This window comes from Microbulbifer okhotskensis, assembly GCF_023895975.1.
In the GTDB taxonomy this organism is placed as follows: Bacteria; Pseudomonadota; Gammaproteobacteria; order Pseudomonadales; family Cellvibrionaceae; genus Microbulbifer; species Microbulbifer okhotskensis.
In genome coordinates this window covers 1-6232 of the sequence record NZ_JALBWM010000160.1, presented here as the reverse complement: position 1 = coordinate 6232, position 6232 = coordinate 1, and the positions used below count along the sequence as shown (strand labels likewise).

Genomic DNA, 6232 nt, shown 5'->3' with positions numbered 1-6232 from the left:
CTCCGGTATAGAGTATGGGGGCATGAGCAGTTACACAATTTAAATTACAGCCTCCTATATTCAGGCCTCTGAATATTAATGACAAGTTTACATATATTCCGATAACCTCCCCTACCCACCCAGCCCTTGTATTATCCTTTTCCTCTAAAAATCCCTTCATTCAACTACCTTGACACAGATATATCCGCTCTATAAGTTTCCAAACGTAACTTATTGATATTATGAGAATTCATGCCAATTATTGGAAAATTTTTCTATATATAACACCACCCCAGAACCTCAATGCTATGTTTCTAGAATCGCACTCAATAATTAGACACAAGGAGCGCCGACAATGGCGATAAAGATCTTGTCTATTGATGGTGGAGGGATCCGGGGAATATTACCTGGTGAGATACTGGTATCCCTTGAGCACAAACTAAAAGTGAAATCAGGTAACCCCGACGCCAGGATAGGCGAGTATTTCGACCTAATTGCCGGAACAAGTACCGGCGCATTATTAGGTGCTGCATATATATGTCCTAACAAACAAGGAAAGCCAAAATTTTCAGCCCAGCAAGCTGTCAACTTCTACCTTAAGAATGGACAAACAGTATTTGGTTCGGGATCTTGGCCCTACCTGGGAAAATTGAGATTAATAAGGAGCGAAAAATATACTACGAATGAACTCGAAAGGAGTTTAAAGAAGTACTTTGGCAAAATAAAACTCAGCGACTTACTAAAACCCTCCTGTTTTGTTTCGTATGACATCCAAATACGCGAACAAATTATTTTTAGGCAGCACTCTGCAATCGTGAGAAATGAGGACTTTTTGGTAAGAGATCTGCTTCGGGGCTGCACCGCTGCACCTACTTACTTTGAACCAGCACGCATCTATTCACTGCCACCGAAAAATAAAAAGTATGTCCTGATAGATGGCGGCATGGTAGCCAGCGATCCAGCTTTATGTGCCTATTCAGAGGCAATCAAGTTTGATGGTGTCTGCGGGATTAAGGACATGATTATTGTATCCCTTGGCACGGGAAAACAACTAAAAGGCTACAAATACAAAGAAGTTAAAGATTGGGGTATTTTTAACTGGGCAAGGCCCGCCATCGATATCGCAGTGAATGGCGGAGCTCAAATGACGCATTACTACCTGAAACAAATTTCCTCTACTGCAGAAAATACCAAGTACTATCGAATTCAGCCAAAACTTTATAATGCCGATTCAGCAATGGATAATGCCTCACCAGAAAACCTGAGGAAACTTAAGAAATCGGGACAAAAAAATGCCGAGAATTTTGACCATCAGCTAGAAGAAATTGCTACGATATTAGTAAATAACAAAGGTAGTCATAGATATCATTAATACTATAGATAACGCAAAATCAGCTTCAGAGATCCATTACAGATAAAAAATATATTGAGGTCTGCTATTTTCCAGTATTCAGATGTTTTTCTCGTACCTGATTAATCATTCCACCAACTTCCAGCACTTCGAATTCATCCTTCGACAAATCAGACCGCAGCTTAATGCTCTCTCCAGATGACTTAATCAGCAGTTTTACAGAGTTACTGGACTTCAACTGCACTATTGGCTCGTCAATCTCCAAGATTGCACCCTGCTCAAGTCGATCATAGTCATTAAGGTTTTCAAAAAGTAGAGGTAGCACACCAAAGTTAATGAGATTGCGTCTGTGAATACGAGCCATACTTTTTGCGATTATGCATCTTACCCCAAGAAAGCGTGAAGAAACCGCTGCGTGTTCACGACTGGAACCCTGCCCATAATTTTCGCCACCAACAACAAAACAGTCTCCACTCAATTTTATAGCGCGCTGATAAAAACTTTCATCAATACGGGAAAAGGTATAACGACTGATAGCAGGGATATTTGAACGCAATGGCAATATCTCGGCTCCAGCCGGCAGTATTTCATCAGTGGATACATTATCACCTGTTTTCAGTAATAATGGCCCGATTAAAACCTTCGGCAGCTTATCAAAGTTTGGTAAAGGTTTGATATTCGGGCCTTTAATCAGCTCAACTGTTACCGAGATTTCTTGGGGTGGCTGAAGTAACGGCCTTATATCGGGTAGATACTCCGGTTCTTGAAAGCTCGGGTAGTCCATATCCAGGTCACGAGGATCGGTGATTACACCTTTCAATGCACTGGCAGTGGCCGTTTCAGGGCTACATAAATAGACTTTATCCTCCGCGGTGCCGGAACGACCGGGAAAGTTACGCGGCACAGTTCGTAAGCTGATACGGCCAGTAGCTGGGGCTTGTCCCATGCCAATACAGCCGCCACAGCCAGTTTGATGTAGACGAGCCCCCGCTTCAAGCAACTTTGTGAGATCACCACTCCGGCTAAGTTCTTCGAGCAACTGACGTGAGGTAGGATTGATATCAAAAGAGACATCGTCGGCTATACGGCGACCAGAAACTATACGTGCCGGTATGGTGAAATCCCGCAGCCCCGGGTTAGCAGAAGAGCCTATATAGCTCTGATAAATCGGGCGGCCCACCACCTCACGTACAGAAACTACCTTGTCTGGACTGGATGGGCAGGCGATTAGCGGCTCAAGGTTTGATAAGTTAATCGTATCGTGTTCGTCGTAGCTCGCGCCCTCATCTGCTTTCATTTCTACGAAGTCGCTTTCCCGGTGCTGTTGTTTGAGGAAAGCTCTGACCGCCTTGTCGGCGGGGAAAACACTTGCAGTGGTGCCCATCTCCTGCCCCATATTAGCGATCACATGGCGATCCATCGCGGTCAGATTGGCTAGACCTGGGCCGTAATACTCAACGACCTTGTTCACACAACCCTTGACAGTCCGCCGGCGCAGCATTTCCAGGATAATATCCTTAGCACTGACCCATGGCGGCAACCCACCTTCGAGTTTAATGCCCAGCACTTTCGGCATTTTCAGTGCGAAAGGTACACCAGCTATGGCCATAGCCACCTGCAGACCACCGGCACCAATGGCCAGCATGCCCATAGAACCCGCTGCACAGGTATGACTATCGGCGCCAAGTAACGTCTTTCCGGGTATGTCAAAGCAAGCCATATGGACTGGGTGACTTACACCATTACCGGGACGTGAAAACCAAAGGCCAAACTTGCGACAAGCGCTTTGCAGGAATAAATGATCGTCGGCATTTTTAAAATCTGTTTGTAGCAGGTTATGGTCTACATACTGTGCGGAGACCTCAGTCTTGATTTTCGACAAACCAAGCGCCTCAAGCTCCAACATTACCAGAGTGCCAGTGCCATCCTGGGCCAGGGTCTGATCAATTTTTATTTCTATTGGGCAACCGGGCTCCAGTGAGCCGCTCACGAGATGGCTCTGAATCAGTTTCTGCGAGAGGTTCATAGACATAAAGGATACCCTTGCGTGAACTGGTAAGCTCCAGTTATGACGCTACTAGACCATGATCATTATAGTTCGACCTGTACTCAGTCGTACTCGCAGGCCTAGGTAGGCGTCTGGATGATATTCCTGGGCCTAATGCCAGCCCGAAGACTGAAAAGCACACTATTCAAAGCCTATTTAATTTTTTTAAGGGTGAACTGTTAATCATATGGAGGCTGCCAATTAATCACAGGCGGATGACCCTCAACTTCACACAACCAAATCACAGCATATACTTTAGGGCGAAAGCCTATTTTAGGGTCAACAAGCTTTATCCAGTCGTTAGATTGAAAAACTTTTCCACGAAGACGAAATTGCCCAAGAAGTTTTTTCCAGCTAGACATAGAGAGCTTGAGCGTTTCATTAGTGCCATAATCAGTGGCAATCCATAACTCGATGCCGTCGCCTACTCGTGCAAGCTTCGTCACTTCGCCCTGCCAGGAGGTTAGCTTATTCCTGTCGCAACTGACATACTCAGGCACGGCTAGCCGCTGGGCAGCAAGGTCAGCTGTGCCCACTAAAAACAGAATACCTGTGAGACTTAAATATCGGATATTTTTCATAGATCACACTATACCGGGGGGATAAATCCCCCCGAGTAGTTATTACAAACCGCGATAGGTGCTACTTTGCTCGTCTGCGCGTGTAGCCTGACCTTCCGTGAATTCATACATACAGTTATCGTCAGTGTAATCCATAAAATTTGTTACCGGATCTTCTCCATCAGCATTCCTTCCCCTGGTACAGGTATCCCGACCTACCGGGCACCCATAGGCTGCCGATCTTTCTGCCGGAGTATCAGATACATAGTCACCCCTGCCAAAACAACCGCCTTGGAATGTGTGATACAACCCTAACCAGTGACCAACCTCATGAGTCAAGGTATCACCTTCGTTGTACGGTGAGGCATCACCTCCGGGTACTGAGCCGGTTAAAATCACTACACCATCATCTAATGGATCTGAGGAATAGCTGCTTGGGAAGGTTGCCCAACCGAGCAATCCATCACTAATTTCAGCGACATAAATATTCAGGTCCCCTGCATCACCAACGCGCAGGGAATTCTTCATTGACTGTTCTGCGGAAGAATTATAGCCAACATTGTACCAGGTGTTATTTGCTGTCACCGACGTGGAAACCAGGTTAAAAGTAAATGGCGTGCTTGCGTAAGCGTCATTTAATACCGCCATTTGCGAATTAATTTCGCTATTGGAAAGGGCTCCATTGTTAGAATTGTCAGTGATCACATGAAAGTACACATCGATACTCACAGAGCCAACCGGACGTAGTGTGTGGCTTTCACTATTAATATCTGAACTCCCTCGCAGCGTAGAGAAATGCTGCTCTTTCAATACAGCCTCCTTGATTGAGGGGTGATTAGTACCACAGCGCTTAAGCTGAGTATTACTACTGGCATTCTCGATCGATGACACACTTTGTGCGAGCCCCACAGCGGGCGACGCTAATAAACACAGCGATAATGCAGTTTTGATTGAAATCGTGAAAGCAGTCTTCCTCATTACCTGATCCTTAATTTTATTATTAAATTGGAAACCCCTAAGAGCCCGCTTACCTTCCATGCTCAGATAAACTTTTGTCAATAGTACTAATTCTAAAATTGATGATAATGACAGCAAACTCTTTATTTAGGCGGAAACTTCAACAAAATAGGCGAGGCTTGTATGGAATAGCCCCCAATAAAATCAGAAAAAAATATGACCACCAATTAAGGTAGTTACAAGTGAAATCTATTTTCAAAAAAACAACACACCAACAATAAACACTTAGCACTTACATTAACCCTAAAAAATCAAACCGTTATTTTTACGCAAAGAATTATCAATGACAAAATAGAATTAATGCAAAAAATACCAAAAAATAACGAGATCACAATAAAGCAGTAATTTTACGAAGGGGATATAAAAACCGCAATCAAACCTAATGCCAGCCGATAATATTTGAACATGATAATTTTTAAATAACTCTCCATGCAGCTCAACCTGCAACCCTAAAACTCAAGGGTACCTTTAGTTGGGCGCCACAGATAACTGCACTTACTCTTCGCCAAGAATCTAATAAAGATTCCCCCCCGAAGACCAAACAAAATATATTTAATAGTTAGTGTTGATACTTGGCCCAGGAGGAAAGAAGGGGAACCAAACTGAAATTCTTAGATAACATAACTTTGCAGAAGCCTGATTCAGGCGAACAATTGCCCCCATTAAATTTCCGTTTGACGGGATGTGTGATTTATTTTTTTACTGAAGGAGGTTATTTCTTTGGTGTAGATGAGCGCTATCTATCAACAAGTGGGAAGATATCAACCGTAACCTCATATCAGATCACCTTCAACTTTAGCAATCCGAACGGTTTAACTGTATTGATAGCAGTATTCAGTAAGTCCACCTTCCTTCTCAACAACCATACCAGTCGGTGCTGAATGACCCGATCGAACGATTTGCAACTATCTGCTCAGCCGCTAATAAACACTAAGATTTTTTTAAGCGGTATCCAAAGTTACCCCCGCTTCTTGTTCCTTTCAGCTTCCTGTCGGCATAATTAAAGAGATGAACCCTACCCTCACCAGTCTTTGTCAAGCCAACCAACTTATCTAGCGATCTGATATATTGAATTGCTATCTGAGCGTCCAAACCACTTCCATCAATTCGACCATACTCTCGAGGAAAAGCATCTAAAAACACTTGAGTATCGATCAAAACCTGCCATCTATTTTTGGACATACTAAGAGGCCTAACCTGTTCACCGGTACTTCCCGGATCATCCAGGGCTGTCCCATATAAATCGGTGTAAAAACGAACAGAATAGACCTAAAATAG

4 protein-coding genes are annotated in these 6232 nt (G+C 43.9%); 1 reads left to right on the top strand and 3 read right to left on the bottom strand.

What is annotated here, in order from left to right; all coding sequences use genetic code 11:
* Positions 1-334: 334 nt before the first annotated feature.
* A complete protein-coding gene (locus MO867_RS19985) occupies positions 335-1351 on the top strand; it encodes a patatin-like phospholipase family protein (RefSeq protein ID WP_252472385.1) in 1017 nt (338 codons plus the stop codon).
* A 64-nt stretch (positions 1352-1415) separates the two neighbouring features.
* On the opposite strand, the gene MO867_RS19980 is transcribed toward MO867_RS19985, so the two are convergent.
* The 3 genes from MO867_RS19980 to MO867_RS19970 form a co-directional block, all read right to left on the bottom strand.
* Positions 1416-3362 carry an aconitate hydratase gene (locus tag MO867_RS19980; protein ID WP_252472383.1) on the bottom strand — a complete coding sequence of 649 codons (1947 nt, stop codon included), beginning with the start codon at positions 3360-3362 and terminating at the stop codon, positions 1416-1418.
* Between the two features lie 194 nt (positions 3363-3556).
* A complete protein-coding gene (locus tag MO867_RS19975) occupies positions 3557-3958 on the bottom strand; it encodes a hypothetical protein (protein ID WP_252472381.1) in 402 nt (133 codons plus the stop codon).
* 42 nt (positions 3959-4000) lie between these two features.
* Positions 4001-4915, bottom strand: a complete 915-nt coding sequence (locus tag MO867_RS19970) for a zinc metalloprotease (protein WP_252472379.1) — start codon at positions 4913-4915, stop codon at positions 4001-4003.
* Positions 4916-6232: the final 1317 nt, after the last annotated feature.